The organism is Arsenicibacter sp. R0_47 (genome assembly GCF_057652235.1).
Map to the genome: position 1 here is coordinate 1 of NZ_JBYFCJ010000011.1, position 18,002 is coordinate 18,002.

The 18,002-nt window shown below is 44.7% G+C and carries 10 protein-coding genes and 1 rRNA gene; 2 read left to right on the forward strand and 9 right to left on the reverse strand.

What is annotated here, in order from left to right; translation table 11 throughout:
* Positions 1–69 (reverse strand): 16S ribosomal RNA (locus AC23NW_RS18555); the annotation flags it as partial.
* 197 nt (positions 70–266) lie between these two features.
* The gene (gene pruA, locus AC23NW_RS18560) at positions 267–1,898 is read right to left on the reverse strand and encodes an L-glutamate gamma-semialdehyde dehydrogenase (protein WP_487451172.1); all 1,632 of its coding nucleotides are present in this window, start codon (positions 1,896–1,898) and stop codon (positions 267–269) included.
* 143 nt (positions 1,899–2,041) lie between these two features.
* On the opposite strand from pruA, the gene thrC reads away from it, so the two are divergent.
* Positions 2,042–3,349, forward strand: a complete 1,308-nt coding sequence (thrC, locus tag AC23NW_RS18565; protein WP_487451173.1) for a threonine synthase — start codon at positions 2,042–2,044, stop codon at positions 3,347–3,349.
* A gap of 35 nt (positions 3,350–3,384) precedes the next feature.
* Here thrC and AC23NW_RS18570 read toward each other — a convergent pair whose 3' ends face one another.
* The 5 genes from AC23NW_RS18570 to AC23NW_RS18590 all read right to left on the reverse strand — a co-directional run bounded on the left by AC23NW_RS18570 (position 3,385) and on the right by AC23NW_RS18590 (position 12,505).
* Positions 3,385–5,196, reverse strand: a complete 1,812-nt coding sequence (locus AC23NW_RS18570) for a tetratricopeptide repeat protein (protein WP_487451174.1) — start codon at positions 5,194–5,196, stop codon at positions 3,385–3,387.
* Positions 5,197–5,708: 512 nt separating this feature from the next.
* Complete coding sequence (locus AC23NW_RS18575) at positions 5,709–6,593, reverse strand: class I SAM-dependent methyltransferase (RefSeq protein WP_487451175.1); 885 nt, start codon at positions 6,591–6,593, stop codon at positions 5,709–5,711.
* A gap of 80 nt (positions 6,594–6,673) precedes the next feature.
* Entirely contained in the window at positions 6,674–8,542 is a 1,869-nt protein-coding gene (mnmG, locus tag AC23NW_RS18580; RefSeq protein WP_487451373.1) for a tRNA uridine-5-carboxymethylaminomethyl(34) synthesis enzyme MnmG, read from the reverse strand.
* A 147-nt stretch (positions 8,543–8,689) separates the two neighbouring features.
* Entirely contained in the window at positions 8,690–12,100 is a 3,411-nt protein-coding gene (locus AC23NW_RS18585) for a DUF4175 family protein (RefSeq protein ID WP_487451176.1), read from the reverse strand.
* 39 nt (positions 12,101–12,139) lie between these two features.
* A complete protein-coding gene (locus AC23NW_RS18590) occupies positions 12,140–12,505 on the reverse strand; it encodes a hypothetical protein (protein ID WP_487451177.1) in 366 nt (121 codons plus the stop codon).
* 49 nt (positions 12,506–12,554) lie between these two features.
* Here AC23NW_RS18590 and AC23NW_RS18595 point away from each other — a divergent pair, with 49 nt between their 5' ends.
* On the forward strand, positions 12,555–13,253 hold the full coding sequence (locus tag AC23NW_RS18595) for a ComF family protein (RefSeq protein WP_487451178.1): 699 nt from the start codon (positions 12,555–12,557) through the stop codon (positions 13,251–13,253).
* 51 nt (positions 13,254–13,304) lie between these two features.
* On the opposite strand, the gene AC23NW_RS18600 is transcribed toward AC23NW_RS18595, so the two are convergent.
* Together AC23NW_RS18600 and mfd are read right to left on the reverse strand one after the other, a co-directional pair.
* Positions 13,305–14,567: an SUMF1/EgtB/PvdO family nonheme iron enzyme gene (locus AC23NW_RS18600; RefSeq protein ID WP_293843733.1), complete on the reverse strand. Its 1,263-nt coding sequence runs from the start codon at positions 14,565–14,567 to the stop codon at positions 13,305–13,307.
* A gap of 48 nt (positions 14,568–14,615) precedes the next feature.
* Entirely contained in the window at positions 14,616–17,981 is a 3,366-nt protein-coding gene (mfd, locus tag AC23NW_RS18605; protein WP_487451179.1) for a transcription-repair coupling factor, read from the reverse strand.
* Between the last annotated feature and the right edge of the window lie 21 nt (positions 17,982–18,002).

Sequence of the window (18,002 nt, forward strand, 5' to 3'; positions counted from 1 at the left end):
CCGTTCGACTTGCATGTATTAGGCCTGCCGCTAGCGTTCATCCTGAGCCAGGATCAAACTCTCCATCGTAAATAATTTGCGTAATCCGAAGATTACAATTTTCTAGCCAAATTTAGTGCTTATTACTGATATCAATACGTCAAAGAACTGGTTCCTTTTCAGGATGGCGGCTAACCGTTTGTTAGCCCGTTGTTGTTGATTGGGACTGCAAAGGTAGGGGCATTTTTTACGTTTGTCAATACCTCTGCCAAAAAAAAGTTAAATTTTTATTCGGCCTGTAAGAAAGGATATTCGTAACTAACTGGAGGAGAGAACGTTTCCTTAATTGTTCTTGCCGAAATCCACCGAAATAAATTTAACATTGATCCCGCTTTATCGTTCGTTCCGGATGCTCTGGCCCCTCCAAATGGTTGCTGACCCACTACAGCACCGGTTGGTTTGTCATTAATATAGAAGTTGCCGGCAGCGTTTTCGAGTGCTTTTGTGACCTTTTCTACAACATACCGGTCTTTCGCAAAGATTGACCCTGTCAATGCGTAAGGGGATGTAGTATTGATAATAGTCAGGACCTCATCAAATGCATTGTCATCATATACATACACTGATAGCACTGGTCCGAATATTTCTTCGCACATAGTCCGATAGGCAGGGTCCTCTACTTTTAAAACCGTTGGCTCTATGAAATAACCGATGCTGTCGTCATAATTTCCTCCTGCTACGACCGAAACGTCTTTACTTGCCCTGGCTTCGTCTATATAGGCGGCTATTTTCCGGAACGACCGTTCGTCAATGACAGCATTTATGAAATTGGAGAAATCTTCAGTACCGCCCATTTTAAGCGTTGCCAGCTGTGCCTGTAGTTTACTTTCTATTGCTGCCCACAGCGACTGCGGAATGTACGCTCTGGAAGCGGCTGAACACTTTTGCCCCTGATATTCGAAAGCCCCCCGCAATAAGCCGGTAACTACTTCATCAACACCAGCTGAATTATGGACTAAAACAAAGTCTTTTCCACCTGTTTCGCCAACTATCCGCGGGTAGGTTTTATACCGGTGAATATTTGCACCGATAGTTGACCAGATTTGCTGAAACACTTTTGTACTACCCGTAAAGTGAATTCCGGCAAAGTCAGGATGACTGAATATGATGTCACCGGCTACCGGACCATCTACATAGATAAGGTTGATTACACCGTCAGGCAATCCCGCTTTCTGTAATACTTCCATGATTACCTGAGCGGAATATACCTGTGTATAGGCGGGTTTCCACACAGCAACATTTCCCATCAAAGCAGCTGATGTAGGTAAATTCCCCGCAATAGCCGTAAAGTTGAATGGTGTCAATGCAAATACAAATCCTTCCAGCGGACGGTATTCAAGCCGGTTCCATATGCCGGGTGATGAATTTGGTTGTTCCTGGTAAATCTGCGTCATGTAGCTTACATTAAACCGCAGAAAATCGATCAGCTCACAGGCAGAGTCAATTTCGGCCTGGTATGCGTTTTTAGACTGCCCCAGCATGGTAGCAGCGTTAATCTTAGCACGATAGGGTCCGGCGATTAACTCAGCGGCTTTTAAAAAAATAGCCGCCCGGTTTTCCCACGATAAATTGGCCCAGCTTTCTCTGGCCGACAGTGCGGCATCAATTGCCTGATGGACATGCGTTGCGTCACCTTCATGAAAGTAACCGAGTGTATGTTGGTGATCGTGTGGTGGCGATAACCGGATTTTATTACCGGTAAATACCTGCTCACTGCCAATATACATCGGGATGTCAACTTCTGTTGCCCGCAACTCGTTGATCGCGCTCTTCAATGCTTCCCGTTCCGGTGAACCGGGGCGGTATTCTTTTACTTGCTCGTTTGCTGGCGTTGGAACTTTGCTGATTCCGTAAGACATAACTGAAGTGCTTTTTTTCTCAAATTTAGTACATCCTCTAACTTTTTCATTACTATGCTATGCCGCCGGCGCTACCTAATTACTTTTACAAGAGGGGCTTTTGGGTGATTTCCTGTAACTTGCCAGCGTTTTAGTCAATCATCATGCAGTTTTACAGTACGAATAATAACTCTTCAAGGGTTTCCACAAAACAAGCACTTTTCCACAGCATGCCTGTGGATAAAGGCCTTTATATGCCTGTTTCGATTCCTTATCAGGACATTTCATTCTTTGATAAGATTGCAGGTGGTTCACTTGCCGATGTAGGTTACGAAATTTGTAAGTCGCTTTTCGCGGGTGAAATAGCCGATGCTGACCTTCAGCAAATAACTCATCAGGCCTTTCCGTTTGAAACACCGGTTATCAATCTTACAGAAAAAAATCTGGGGGTTCTGGAGCTATTTCATGGTCCTTCTCTTGCTTTCAAGGATGTCGGAGCCCGTTTCATGGCTAGCTTAATGTCTTACTTTTCCGGTAAAACGGATAAGGAGGTCCATATTCTTGTTGCAACATCCGGCGACACCGGCGGAGCAGTTGCGATGGGCTTTCATAATGTTCCGGGCGTACGGGTTTCCATTTTATATCCTAATGGCCGTGTCAGCGATCTGCAGGAAAAACAGCTGACTACGTTAGGCGGCAATGTTCAGGCTTTTGAAGTCAAAGGCTCATTTGATGATTGTCAGGCAATTGTCAAGCAGGCGTTCCTCGATCCTACCCTGACCGACCGCGTTGCGCTTTCATCAGCCAATTCTATCAATATATTCCGGTTAATCCCGCAAAGTTTTTACTATGTGAGTGCTTACGGCCAGTCAAAGCACGTTGGTAAACCAATTGTATTTTCGACACCAAGCGGAAATTTCGGTAACCTCAGCGCCGGTGTTTTAGCGCAGCGTATGGGTTTGCCTGTACATCACTTTATCGCGGCAACAAACCTGAATCATGTTGTTCCTGATTATCTGCATACCGGAGCGTATCAGCCTAAAGAGTCTGTTGCCACCATCTCCAATGCAATGGATGTCGGTAGCCCAAGTAATTTTGTGCGTCTGACACACTTATACGGCGATCAGTTTGACAATGTTTCCCGGCAGGTTAAAGGTTATTATTTTGATGATGCTGCCACAGAAGCAGGCATGCAGCAAATCTATGCCCGATATGGTTATGTCGCCTGTCCGCATACTGCTATCGGCATTATGGGGGCTCAGGAAGACAAAAAGCAGACGAACGAAGACTTCTATCATATTGCTTTGGCTACAGCCCATCCTTCTAAATTTAAACCACTTGTTGAGCAAGTGTTAGGTATAGAGGTTGATGTTCCTGAACGTCTGGCTGTTTTATCAGCGAGGGAAAAAAAATCATTTTTGATTGATCCGGATTACGAAAGCTTTAGAGAAGCCTTTTCTGCTACTTTATAACAAAAAGGCCGGAGACTTACTCTCCGGCCTTTTTGTTAATTCAATACATCGCCCCGTAGTGCTCTGAACCGCTTTCTGGCTTCAGCCCCATAAATACTAGCCGGATAGTCAGTCAATAACTTCTGGTACAACGCCATCGCCGCAGCTTTGTCCTTTTTACGCTCTTCAATGATTTTTGCCTGCAGGAACAGAGCATCATCGCCAAGTATATCCTGCGCATACTGACTTAACAGTTGCTTCAGATCTTCCAGTCCCTCATCCGTTTTACCTTGTTTGAAATACGTATTGGCACGTAACCACAGGATTTCATCAGCAAGCATGTGATTCTGATACTTTTTCAACATTTCTGACAGGTTATCCACAGCTTCCTCTGTTTTGTTCTGAAATAACATCAGTTCAATAGCAGCATATTCACGAAGTGCCGTTTCATTGCTGTCCAGACCTGTGTTATCCAGAATCAGAAGACTCAGGGATCCAGCGTCATTTGCGATCTCCCGCGATGTAGCCAGTTTAAGGATGTCCAGAATGTCTTTTGCCACGGCAAAGTTTCCGCTATAGTAATGCAGTTTGGCATTTTTCAGCTTGGCCTCGTGCCCTAGTGGCTCTTCCTTCTGCGATTTTTCCACCTGTGCATAGAGCAGCGTTGCTTCCCACGGTTCTGCCTTCAGCAGATATACATCTCCCTTATCAATTTTACACCGGTCTATGAAGTTTTTATCGCCTTTGCTTAAGTTGATCGTCAGATCCAGGACGGTTAACGCCGTGTCTTTTTCGTCCAGGTAGTTCGCGTACAGATTAGCCGTACTTCGTAGTGCCTCCAATGTTTTAGCACTTGTACCTACCTCCTGAAGCATTTTCTGATAATCTGTAATCAGCTTACGTATTTCTGATTTATCCACAGGATACGTGTTTTTAACCTGCTCCTCCCGTGCATTAATGACCATCCGCCGGGCAAATGCATATAATTGCCCCTGTGGATAAGTCGTGGCTACATAGTCAAATGCATCGGCAGCCGTCTTATATTCTTTGTTGTTGAGCGCGATTACCCCTAAATCATAAACCCGGCTTCCGTTCAGCTTAAGCCGCTTATCAGTCGCTTTTTCCTGCAATAACGCCCTGCTGAATTTTTGTTTCTGAACGAAGTACCATGTCAACAGCTCGCTATGTCCAAGCTCCATGGGCTCCTGCTGTATCCGGCTATACAGGACTTTTTCCAGTAACTCTTCTTCTTTTGAATTAATAAGCCCCTGTAATCCGGCTAAGACGACTTCCTTTTTGTCAATCTGCCGGTTCAGTGAAATCAATTCATTGATCCATTTCTCCGTTTGACCCGCTCCCCGGTAAAGCTTCGATAGTTCTTCATTGTAGGCATTTGGGTTACCACTTTGCGTGCGGGCCATTTCAAGCGCTTTAATTGCCCACCGGCTTTCGCCGATGTCGTTAAATGCGATAGTTACCTGCTCCAGCTTTACCTGTGATTTTTTTGCCAGATCCAGGCCTGCCTGAAAATGCTTTTGCGTTTCGGTTGTGTCCCCCTGCTGATTATAGACCATTCCGGTCAGGACTTCAAAGATTGGTGCGTTTACTTCGTCGGAACGGGTTTGCTTCTTCAGGAATTTCAATGCCTCTTCGTCACGCTTTGTTTTCAACAAACTATTCACATAACGAAACCCGACCGGCCAGCTCGTTTTTTCTTTAAGCACCTTTGCGTATTCCACAGCTGCTTTTGCATACTCCTCTTTCTTGTAATACTCATTTGCCAGCTCATCCGACACAGACTGCCCTGCTGCTGCTCCACCCACAAGCATCAACAATCCTAACAGATTATTAACAACCCTATTTTTCATTTTATAAATATCTTTTTTAAATAACGTTATTATAAGATTTAGCTGTGTGGAAATGTGAATTACTTGACTATGCACACATTATACACATTTAACAAATAGTAATCAACATAGTTATCCCCTTTTTCCACGTAAGCTATCCACTTATAATTGCTTGTTTTTAAGTGAATTAACATGTTGTCCACATTTTGCCGGTTTTTTTATTAACAAATCCACCAGGTTAGAAGATCCACAATTGACCTATGCGTATAACGTGTGTCTTCTATGTTTATGAATTGTCGTTTTTCCCGACAGCCCAATGTGGATAAGTCAAAAAGTGAATATCTATAAAGTTATTCACATTCTGACCATGGTTAAGATTATAGTTATCCACGGTCAATCCGGAGTTATACACAGCCTTATCCACAGAAAATTTTCACTTTTTTTATTTTACATTGACCTTTTATCCAGAAACGCTAAATGAGTTCTCAGGCGTGGATAAGTAAAGGGCAGGCATCACAGCACACAGTTATGCCTTAATGACGGAATATGTAAATCACGCTGGAGTAATTACCGGACTTGCGGGCTGCCCTGTTAGATTTCATGCCTTGCCAGAAACTCTCAATCAGATTGGTACGGCCATCCCGATATTTAGTACTGAGCATGGCAATATAGAAGGAGTCAAAATACATTGGCCGCTGCTCTTTCAGGGTTAGGGCATGTTTAGCCATTAGCTGTTTAATCGTAGCGGGAGTGAAATGATGCAGGTGTCGTGGGACGTCATATGCTGCCCAGTGCTCTTTATAATAAACAGCATCTGCTGATGCATTATTTGGTACAGCTATGATTAACGTACCTTCCGGCTTCAACAATTGCTTTAACCGCGCGGCTGCCTGATCAAGCTCAGCAACGTGTTCCAGTACGTGCCACATCGTAATGACATCAAATTTCTGAGTTGAATCTAACTGCTGCAAGCTCTCCCCTACCCTACTGTTTAACCGCGCTGCTGCAACACTGCGGGCATCTGCATCAGGTTCAATTCCCTGAATAGTCCATCCGCTGTGTTGGCAGGCTTCTAAAAAACTGCCTGTTCCACATCCGATATCCAGAATGCTGCCTGTTCCTTTATTTAACTCGTGAATCAGATTTACTTTTCCTTTCAGGGTATACTGCCGGACTGTACGGTATAAAAAATTTATGAGTCCTTTGCTTTCGTCGTTGTGAGAAACATATTGTTCCGATTTGTAAAAACGGCCAATAGATTGTTGGTCTGGTCTTGGGTTGGTGAAACGAAAGTTGCACTGCGTGCATTCCTGAATGTCGAAATCTGTGTGGCTGACCAGATAATCTTTACAGGTAATAAAGTTGCGGAGTTTACCGGATCCGCAAACCGGACATGCCGTTAGGGTTTCTGTACTCATAAAAGGTTAAATCGATATGTTACAAAAATCCCCTGATAACAGGTGCTGTTCCCGTTATCAGGGGATTGTCAGTTTTAAAATTACCGGCCCATGTACACCAGAAGAATGGAAATATCAGATGGGCTGACACCACTTATCCGCATCGCCTGCCCGATAGTAGCCGGCCGCAAACGTTTCAATTTATCTCTTCCTTCAAACGACAAGGCGTGTATCCGGTCATAATCAAAAGCAGGATTGATTTCCAGTCCCTCCCATTTAGTGATCTTTTCCGCATTTAGCCTTTCACGGTTCAGATAGTCTTCGTATTTGATTTCAATTGCTACCTGTTCAACGGCCTTTTGTGGTACTTCGATATAACGTTCATTTTCCGGTAGCCATTTCAATAGCTCTGTTACATCATCGAATCCAATCTCCGGTCGTTTAATCAGTGTATACAACGGACTTTTTTCCCGGATTGCTGTACTGCTTTTTGTCGATAGCCAGTCATTGATTTCGTCGGGTTTAACTTTTGTTACTTTGATATCATCAATCAGATTGGCTACCAATGTACGTTTGTCCTGCAATTTCTGATAACGCTCTTCGCTGGCTAATCCGATAGCATACCCTTTTTCTGTTAGCCGGAGGTCTGCATTATCCTGCCGGAGAAGCGTTCGGTATTCTGCTCTCGACGTAAACATACGATAGGGCTCTTCTGTACCTTTTGTAATCAGGTCATCGATCAGTACACCGATATATCCTTCAGACCGGGAAATGGTAAACGGATCCTTTTCTGTTACGTTCTGATGCGCGTTGATACCGGCAATAAGTCCCTGGCAGGCTGCTTCTTCGTATCCGGTGGTTCCGTTTATCTGTCCTGCAAAGAAGAGATTGTGGACCAGTTTCGTTTCAAGTGTATTCGTTAATTGGGTTGGCGGGAAAAAATCATATTCGACTGCATAACCCGGACGAAACATTTTTACCTGTTCAAATCCGGCGATTTTACGCAATGCTTCATATTGAACATCTTCCGGCAGAGATGTTGAAAATCCATTCACATAAACTTCTACAGTATCCCAGCCTTCCGGTTCTACAAAAATCTGATGCCTGTCTTTATCGGCAAACCGATTGATTTTATCTTCTATAGACGGACAGTACCTTGGACCAAGGCCTTTGATGCGGCCTGTAAACATCGGCGATTTTTCAAAACCGGTTTTAAGTATATCATGCACCTGCTGATCTGTATACGTGATCCAGCAACTCCGCTGTTTTGTTAACGCAGGTGTATCCATATACGAAAACTTGTCAGGATTTTCATCTCCTTTCTGTTCCTCCATAGCTGCATAGTTGAGGCTGCGGCCGTCAACCCGCGGAGGTGTACCGGTTTTCATACGCCCTGATTCAAAACCAAGCGTAATCAATTGCTCGGTTAAACCAGTAGCTGATTTCTCCGCAGTCCTCCCACCCCCAAATACTTTTTCACCGATGAAAATCCGTCCGTTCAGGAATGTCCCGTTTGTCAGCACAACTGCTTTTGCGTGGAACGTAATGCCCATGCTCGTTTTTACACCTGTGACCTGTCCTTTGTCAACGAGTATTTCATTGACTGTATCCTGCCAGAAATCAACATTCACATTTTGTTCCAGTGCCATTCGCCATTCATTGGCAAACACCATACGGTCACTTTGACAACGCGGACTCCACATGGCCGGGCCTTTTGAGCGATTCAGCATTCTGAACTGAATCATGCTCTTATCACTTATGATACCTGACATACCACCCAGTGCGTCGACCTCCCGAACAATCTGCCCTTTAGCGACTCCCCCCATTGCAGGATTGCAGGACATCTGCGCTATGGTTTGCATATTCATTGTGATCAGCAATACCTTAGAGCCCATTGCGCCTGCTGCATGTGCTGCCTCACACCCTGCATGCCCTGCACCTACTACTATTATATCGTATGAAGCGAACATTTTTGCGAATTTTGTAAAATGTTTCACGTGGAAACTTTTGCAAAGTTGGTGAATTCGTGGAAAATAAAAGAACTTATGAGGAACAACAGGTATAAAAAAAAGGTGCCACACATAATGTAGCACCTTTTGAAAAAAGCTAATGATCAATTACTTAGATACTTTTTGCAAGTATTGATTAGCTTCCTTTTTATAGAAAGAATTGTAATTCGGAGTTACCGAACGTAACACTTCAACTTGTTTAACCTGTTGTTTATTCGTTAATGAGTCAAAAAACGGAGGCGTACTGCGTTTTGATGATTTTGCGGTCTCAGCCTGTCTTTTCGGATCCTCTTCCTGCTGCTTCAAGGCTTTCTCAGATTCCAGCAACCGAACCATGATTTCATTCTGACGATTGATTGTATTCTGATTGACACGCTTATTCACGAGATCTGTTTCCGTTTCATCCATCTTTTCCATTAACTCATTCACCTGCTTGTCCATCTGCTTACCCGCCTCAGTGCCTTTGTTCTTTTCCTGAAGCTGTTTCAGCATATTACGGATCATCGCCTGCTCAGCAGCTAAACGCGAAAGTTCTTCTGATAAAGCACGGCCCGATTGGCCACCTTGCTGAAGTTTCTGCATTCTGCCATTCAATTTCTTCTGCATCTCTCCCATGTCCCCATCCGGCTTCTGGCCTTTCTTACCTTTACCGCTAGCGCCCGGCATAGCCATTGCGTTCATCTGCTGCTGCATATTTTTCAACGCATCGCTCAGCATCAAGGATAGATTATTCATTGATGTCATGGCATACTGTTGCTTAGAGGCCGCCTGATTGAGCCGGCGTTCACGGATCTGAAGCACACTTTCATCCATATAGCCTTTCATATTATTAACCTCTCTGGTTACAAAAGACTGGATCTGGACCACACGGCTTGCTAATGCGTTCAAGCTATCTTCAATTACTTTAGCATCATCCTGTAATTTAAGCTGCTCCTGAGAGAGCTTAACAACGCGCGGATCCTGCAAGGTCATGCCTTTAAAATCCTTCATAATCCGCTCCTGTGAAAAAGACAGTGTAATCAGGTTTTCCAGAATATTGCGCAAATCATCAATGTTCTCCTGCGCTTCATCCATTTCCGCAGATTCCATTGCTTCCTGCATCTGTTGTTTCATCTTGCGCATAGCCTTCGCTGTCTTACTCTGCGATGATGATGCATTCTTGCTTTTCTTCTGATTCAACTGCTGCTTGGCATCCTGCATCTGTTGTTCGATGTTTTGCTGCTCATCCTGCTGTTGATCCGGCATTTTAAGGTTATCCTTCTCGGCTTGTTTCTGGATGTCTTTAAGTTGCTCCTGGAGTTTCTTAAAATCTTCCATTGCTTTTTCCTGATCTTTCTTCTGCTGTTCCAGATCAGTCTTTTCGTTGCCGTCCTGCTTATCCTGCTTGCCGTCTTTGTTGTCCTGTTTGCCGTCTTGGTTATCTTGTTTACCGTCCTGCTTATCCTGCTTACCGTCTTTGTTATTTTTTTCGTCTGCTTTATTGTTCTCCTGAGCTTCTTTCTCCTGTTGCTGAGCTTGTTTTTCAAGCTCTTCCATTGTGTTTGAGATTTTTTGCTCTAGCTGCATTTGCTTAAATAATTTGAGAGCACGCTCTAAATCCCGTTCCATGTTGCGTTCTTTGCGGCTCAGGCGATCCAGCATCTCTGATGCTTTATCATCCTGTTTGCGTTCAAGAAGCTGCTTCAGCTCATCATACAGCTTTTTTGATTCAGGATCTAACAGTTCATTAAAGAGCTTCTGCAACTGCTGCATTTTTTCCTGTAGCTGCTGATCTTTCTGGTTAAAGCGCTGTTGTGTATCATTCGTTTTCTGGAATTGCTCCTGCAACTGCTGAATTTCCTTCAACAACTCTTCCCGCTTTTGCAGTACTTCATTGAGTTGCTTTTTGTCCTGGAAGTCGGAAGTTTTCTTCGTCCTCAACCGGTCTTCCATCTGATTCAGCTCCTTTTTAATATTTTGCGTCTTACTGAGCGCTTCGTCAATCTGCTGTTCAGTCTTCTTCGCTGACTCATCAATTTGCTTTTGTACCTCGCTGTTAGACGGGATCGCAAAATTCAGCGGATTTGAACGCGCTGATTTCGGGCCGTTGACACCATCGTTATCCCAAACCTGAACGAAGTATTCAATCCGGTCTTCCTGTCCCAGCTGTAAACTATCAAGGTACCAGTTGTAAGAGTAATTCTGCGATGTTGTATTTCTGTTGACAGGAATGTCTTTTGAATACAAAGGCGAAAATTTACCTCCTTTCTGTATACGGTAATTGAGTTTAAGCTTTGTAAAGCCATAATCGTCCGAAATTAAACCTGACAGCGCTATGTAATTATACGTAACTGTATCCTGAACCCGCTCAATTGAGATTGTCGGAATACGATCAGGAATAACCTGGATATTGTATTGTATATTAGACGGTGTAGCGACTTCCTTATTTTTCAGAGAAACAGTATAAACCGCATTCTGCATAACGCGGCGTGAGATGGCAAACTCATTGGTCTCGGCTGATTTAGTCCAGGCGGTAATCGATTCTGAATTGAACCGCAAGCCTAGGGAGTCAGTATGGTCCGCCGTAAAATTCCAGTCAATAACAGTGCCTTGCGGTACCAGAAGATTACCAACGTTCGACAATTGTTCTGCTGGTTTGTTGAGGTAAGCCGGGTAAGTGAGCTTAACATCAAAATTGAGCACGGCCGGCCGGTCAATCAGCGATAATGTATATTGGTCTGAATTAAACCCGGATGCCTCCAGATGAAAATCCAGATCGCGCTGAACATTGTCAAACGTGTAATGGTAAAGTCCGTTCGTTTGTTCAAGTTTAAAGCGTGTACCATTGGCAACCAGGTAAACAGATTGGGGTAGGGCATCGCCGGTGAGCTTTACCGTCAGCGGAAAATCTTCATTACGGAAGGCTTTCATCGACTTATTCTGAATCACAAATTTAAACGGTGCTTCTTCGGCAAACTCTTTATTGTAGTTGACAATCCGTGCAGATGGTTTTGAAAAAAAAGCCGGATTCACCAGAAAAATAAAAAGAATTAACGCAAGCGGCGGAACGGCATATTTTAAAAACTGCCGGTTTTTATCAATCTGTATTGCGTTAGCAAAACGATTTATCAGCAGTTGCTGAGATCTTTGCTGTAAGCTGGCCTGAAGAAGATCACTTTCAGAAAGACTAATCCGGCGCAGCTGAAGTGTATTCAGCAGCTTATCGCCCACTTCAGGAAAAAAACGACCGATCTGAGCAGCGGCTTCATCATCCGTCAGTGATTTCCGGAGCCCGTAGAGGCTGAGCAACGGCTTTATGATAAAAAGGAAAAGGCTGACAAAAGTCGTCAGCACAAAGGAAAAGAATAAGACGCCACGCCCTGTTGAACTAAACCGCCCGACAAATTCGGCCGTGTTTATGAGCAGATATAAGGTACCTAAAATGGCAAAGAAGAATAAGCTTCCTTTTACCAGCTGATTTAAGTAAAAGCGTTTTTTATATTCTTCGATCCGTTGCAGCAGAATATTGTAAGACTCCATATAAAAAAACGGTTGTCAAAGGTGTATAGGTAAACAGGCTCAGATTAGCTGATGATGCTGGAAATAAGAAATAACATGCTCCTTTAGAAATGCCTCCTGCGCTAACAAGTCATTCAGCGGAAGTGGCTTTTGTAAGGAATATTGCGGCCACCCATCCAGATCAAATCCATCAAACTGATAATAGCCCTGAAGGCTCAGAACACTACAGATAGCAATATGAAGCAAATCTTGTTTTTGTTCTTTGGAAAAACGTTTAGGTCCGCGGCCAAGCTCCTGCATGCCAATTAAAAATAAGACACCATTAAGATCAGCCGGACGCTTGCCGACAAATTTTTCCAGATGCCCTATCAAATCTTCCCAGTTTTCGTCTAATGAGTTAGCCGTCAGTTCGTGAGATGTATCCATAGACTCTCTAAGTTACAACATATAAGTCAATTAATAACGAATATTTTGTATGATTCGATTACTACGCCGGGTACTAATTGATTTTATTGATCTGCTTTTACCATGTTCCTGTCTTGCCTGTCAAAAGACGCTGGAAACAGGCGAAGCGTTGCTTTGTATTTCATGCCGGTTAAAATTACCCGAAACAAATCTGCATAGTACGCCTCTTGTTATAACCAAATTTACCGGAAAAGTGCCCGTCGATTTTTCAGTTTCCTATCTGTATTTTACTAAAGGAGGCATTGCACAAAAACTGATCCATCAGATCAAATACCGGGGAAAAAAGGAGACGGCCCGGCAGTTAGGATTCTGGTACGGAAACAGGCTGAAAGATGAGTCGGATCTGATACTGGAAACCGATTTACTGGTTGGGGTACCTTTGCACAAAAGCCGTTTAAAACAGCGGGGCTATAATCAGGCTGACTGGATTGCTGAAGGGCTTTCTGATGCGTTGAATATACCCTTTTCAACCAGCCTGCTCCAGCGCCATGCTTTTCAGGGATCTCAGACGAAAAAGAGTAAGGTAGAGCGCTGGGAAAACGTAAGAACTGTATTCTCGGTGACGGATAACAGCCGCCTTTCCGGAAAGCGGGTTATACTGGTGGATGATGTACTGACAACCGGGGCAACGCTGGAGGCCTGCGCTCAAACTCTGCTACAGGCAGGGTGTGCATCTGTTGCCGTAATTACTCTGGCAATAACAAAATAAAAAGCGGCTGTTCCGGATCAGAACAGCCGCTTCCTGTAAAAAAGAACTTAATTACTTGTTACGTCCCAGACCGATCATAGCGCAACGGAAGCCGATTGAGGCAGTTGCTGAATCCTGGTCAAGGAAACGACGCGTACCTGGTGATAACCAGTAAGCAACGTCATTCCACGAGCCGCCTTTATACACACGAAGTTTATCATTAATCAGTGACTCTTTCGTGTTATAGTTTTTGGCTTCGTCCAGATAACCATTCCGGCGGATTGGGTTCAAATCACTCACATCACTGAATGACAGCGGACGGTAAACGTCATATACCCACTCGTTTACGTTACCTGCCATGTTATAAAGACCAAAGTCGTTGGCCGGATATTCCCAGATTTCCTGGGTGATAATGGCGCCATCATTTGAGCGACCGGCGATACCGGCGTAGTCACCACGGCCACGCTTAAAGTTGGCTAACATCTGGCCTTGCTTACGCCCTTTCTTCGGATTTCGGATCGATGATCCATCCCATGGGTAAATACGCTGGTTAGCCTGATTTTCATCAACATACTGGGTGCCAATCATAGCCTTTGCTGCATATTCCCATTCTGCTTCTGTCGGCAGACGATATTCAGGAAGAATCAGGCCGCTTTCAATGCCCGGACGCGCAGGGGCAGATGAAGCCTCAGCAACAGCCGCCGCCGCTGCATCGTCTTTCTTAGACTTACGTTTCAGCGAGAATCCGCCGCCTTTTTTCTTAGTGCTGGTACCACCTTTAGCTAACTCTGTATTAACAGCATTTGTCCGCCATGCAGCATAGTCATTGGCCTGAACCCATGAAACACCAACAACAGGATAATAACGGAAAGCAGGGTAGCGTAAATATTGCGTTACATACGAGTCATTAAACGAGAGCGGATTAGCCCAGACTGTTGTATCGGGCAATGCCGCACGGACAACTTCCTCAGACGAGTCGCGCTTGAGCGCGTCAAGGTATTCTAAGTAGTGTACGTTTGCCATTTCTGTTTCATCCATGTAGAAGGACTGAACACTGACTGTCCGCTCGCGGTTGTCGCGGGTGTTCATTACATCCTCTTCCAAAGCACCCATTGTAAAACGGCCACCTTCGATGAAAACCAGGTTAGGCCCACCATTAGGCGCTTTGAACGATTTTACCTGAAATCCTTCTTTCTGGTTGTATGCTATACCCGTAGCCGTACTCTTCTTTCCTGGCTTCACGCTGGTCGGGTGTTTTTGTTTACTACAAGCTGCTAGTGCCAAGGTAGCCAGCAGGACATAAGCCGCTCGTTGCAAGTGATACGTTTTAATCATCGCTGTATCTGTGTAAGTCGGAATTGCAAAAGTATGTAATATTGATAACTAATCCGTTAATGCTGTCAGCACTTCATCCATTTGTATAACGGACGAAACATTGCTGTGTGTAAAAATAAGCCGGTTTTTCACGTCTTTCAGCGAACACCTGAGCGGATTCAGCTTGATGTAATCAATAACTTTGCCAAACTGCTCTGACTGAAAGAAACGTTCTGCTGTTCCGGAACCATTCTCGGAAGAAACGAAGTACCCCTTCAGGATATTATTCTTCAGTGTTAGTTTTTCGAGGTAAAGGCTTTCAGCTTTCCACCTAACGTTCACCATCTTAATCAGGTTTTCAACTTCTTCCGGCAGCGGGCCGAAACGATCTTCGACTTCCTTACGGAATGCTGCCAGCTCTTCCTTATTTTTGATATTATCTAACCGAGTATATAACGACAAACGTTCTGATATATTCGATACATATTTCTCCGGTATAACAACCTGTAAATCGGTTTCAATAACCGTATCCGGCACAGCCGCTTTGAACGGATTCGAATCCGGTAAAAATAGGTCTTTAAACTCGTTTTCGCGCAGTTCCTGTACGGCTTCGTCCAGAATCTTATGGTACATTTCGTAGCCCAGATCGTTAATGAAGCCGCTTTGTTCGGCACCCAGCAGGTTACCTGCCCCACGGATGTCAAGGTCACGCATCGCTATTTTGAAGCCCTCCCCTAAATCAGAAAAATCTTCCAGTGTTTGCAGCCGCTTACGGGCATCCGAGGTAAGAGACGACTGAGGAGGTGTCAGTAAATAACAGAACGCCTTGCGGTTTGAACGCCCTACCCTACCCCGCATCTGGTGGAGATCTGACATACCAAACATGTGTGCTGAATTAATCAGGATGGTATTGGCGTTGGGAATATCCAGCCCCGACTCAATAATATTAGTAGACACCAGAACGTCGTACTCGCCTTCAATAAAGCGGGTCATGACTTTTTCCAGCTTTTCGCCTTCCATCTGTCCGTGGGCCACACAAACACGGGCATCGGGCACCAGCCGCAAAATCAGATTACCGATTGACTCAATATCACCGACGCGGTTATGGACGAAAAATACCTGACCTCCCCGCCGCAGCTCATAGCTGATCGCATCACGAACAGTCGTTTCGCTGAAGGTATGCACTTCTGTGGTTACAGGCTGGCGGTTTGGCGGAGGGGTGGCAATAACGGATAAGTCGCGGGCACCCATCAATGAGAAATGCAATGTTCTCGGAATCGGCGTGGCGGTCAGCGTCAGGACATCTACTTCAACGCGCATTTCCTTAAGCCGGTCTTTGGTTTTAACACCAAATTTCTGCTCTTCATCAATAATAAGCAGGCCCAGGTCTTTGAACTTAATATCCTTATTTACAATACGGTGCGTGCCAATCAAAATGCCGATTTCACCGGCAGCCGTTCCTTTCAGAATATCTTTGATCTGACCGGTCGTCCGGAACCGGTTGATGTATTCAATCTTAACGGGAAAGTCAGACAAGCGCTCGGAGAACGTCCGGTAGTGCTGCATGGCCAGAATGGTAGTTGGCACCAGAACCGCAACCTGCTTATTGTCCGAAACAGCTTTAAATGCCGCGCGTATGGCTACTTCAGTCTTACCAAAACCAACGTCACCGCATACAAGCCGGTCCATCGGGTGAGGTTGTTCCATATCAACCTTTACATCCGCTGTAGCTTTGGCCTGATCCGGTGTGTCTTCGTAGATAAAGGAAGATTCGAGCTCGGCCTGCAGAAAGCTGTCGCGGCTGAACGCATACCCGGGCGCCTGACGACGTTTTGAGTAGAGCGAGATAAGCTCCTTGGCAATGTCTTTGACCTGCTTCTTAACGCGTGATTTTTTGAGTTCCCATTCCTGAGAGCCCAGTTTGCTCATGGTTGGCGGTCCGCCCTCCTTGCCGCTATATTTGGCAATTTTATGCAAGCTGTGAATACTGACCAGCAACACATCATTATCGCGGTAAATCAGACGGATTGCTTCCTGCATCTTACCACCAACGTCTACTTTCTCCAGACCGGCAAACCGACCGATACCATGGTCAATATGAGTCACATAGTCACCAGCCTGTAGTGTTTTTAACTCTCTGAGTGTAAGTGCTTTTGATTTGGAGAATTTATCCTGAACGCGGTACTTGAAATAGCGGTCAAAAATCTGGTGATCAGTAAAGCAGGCTATTTTGAGGGATTCATCAATGAAGCCTTCACGGAGACCTATGTTCATCGGCTGAAATCTGACAAACGGATCCAGTTCTTCAAAAATCATCCGTAATCGTTCCAACTGCTTGAAAGACTCGGCTGCAATAATGTTGGTAAAGCCTTTCGATTGATTTTCAGCCAGGTTTTCGACAAGCCGTTTGAAATCCTTGTTAAAGGAAGGCTGGGCTTTAGCCTGATAGAGCTGTTTAGTTTCGGTTTTAAAGTAAAACTTACGCCCGAATTCAACCGTTGTAAACTGTTTAAGCTGATTCAACACTGAGCGGCGGGTCTCAAAAAGCTGATTAGGATCAGAAACGATCTTTACACCACCGCTACCGGCCACCACCGCTTCAAAGCTTTGCTCGGCTTTCTCAAAGCACTTATCCACAATGTCGAGCGTGAAATCCACATCTTTCAGCCAGACAACCGTATTTTCCGGTAAAAAGTCGAGGAAGGGTTCACGGCTTTCCTGAATCAGTTTAGTCTGAATGTTGGGAATAATGTTGATAAAGTCGACGTTGGTTGTGGATAACTGCGTTTCAGGGCTGAAAAAGCGGATGCTTTCCACTTCATCGTCAAATAAATCAATGCGGACCGGAAATTCGGAGGCAAAGGAAAACACGTCGATGATCCCGCCCCGCAGTGAAAACTGGCCGGCTTCGTAGACAAAATCTGTTTTCTCGAATTCGTAGTCCTGCAACAGTTCTGATACAAAGTTAGTATCAAGCCGGTCGCCAACACGGATGGTTAAGGTATTTGCCTGAAGTGAACGCTTGTTAATTACTTTTTCCGACAAGGCCTCCGGATACGTAACAATAAACAGGTTTTTGGTGGCTGTTGAGTTAAGCTTATTCAGGACTTCGGCCCGCATCAACACATTTGCATTTTCAACTTCTTCGTATTGATAGGGCTTTTTATAGGACATCGGAAAAAGCAACACATCCTTCCCCGTCAGGTTCTGTAAGTCGTTATAAAAATAAGCAGCTTCGTCACGGTCATTTAAAATAAACAGCTGACTGCCAGTTGTCAGGTTGCCGATTGCCGAGGCCAGAACAGCATCAATACTACCAACTAAGCCCTTTATCTGTAACCGCATAGGCTCTCCGGCACGATGTAGCAGCGGTTCGGCAAGGAGCTGAATAAAGCTGTCGTCGGAATAAAGCCCGATTAATTCTTCCGGTTTCAAAATACCTTTGGTTAATGTGAT